Source organism: Faecalibacterium sp. DFI.5.82, from assembly GCF_029076575.1.
Lineage (GTDB): Bacteria > Bacillota > Clostridia > Oscillospirales > Ruminococcaceae > Faecalibacterium > Faecalibacterium duncaniae.
Map to the genome: position 1 here is coordinate 1 of NZ_JARFIS010000089.1, position 436 is coordinate 436.

General features: G+C 51.6%; 1 tRNA gene and 1 pseudogene. One reads left to right on the top strand and one right to left on the bottom strand.

Annotated features, from left to right (window positions below):
- The first annotated feature begins 1 nt into the window (after position 1).
- Positions 2-69: transfer RNA gene (locus P0G09_RS15695), tRNA-Lys, on the top strand.
- Positions 70-231: 162 nt separating this feature from the next.
- On the opposite strand, the pseudogene P0G09_RS15700 reads toward P0G09_RS15695, so the two are convergent.
- Positions 232-436, bottom strand: a pseudogene (locus P0G09_RS15700) (site-specific integrase); the annotation flags it as partial.

Below are 436 nucleotides of genomic sequence, written 5' to 3' on the forward strand. Positions count from 1 at the left end.
TAGCTCAGTTGGTAGAGCAACTGACTCTTAATCAGTGGGCCCAGGGTTCGAGTCCCTGGAGGTGCACCAATAAAATAGCGTTGAATCGTAAGATTTGACGCTCTTTTTCGTTATGTAACCCCGAAAATTCGGGGCTTGCACGGTCAATGCACGGTTTTTGCACGGTCGGCTTTTTCGTGGGAATCTTCTGCATGGGCTGGAATTGCTTTGAAATGCGTGGTAAATTTTGCATCAGGTCAGAAGAGCCAGACGGAGCTGCGCCATTACTTCGGGGTCTGCGTTCTTCAGAAGTTCCAGCAGAGCAGTCATAGAGATGGTCGGTTCGCCTACGGCGGGTACAGCCTGTGGGCTGGGGCTTTCGGACTTAGCATAGAACCCTTCCTCGAACTTCTTCCCCAGTTCAACACGAGAGGACTGCTGGATATGGGCGTAGGTG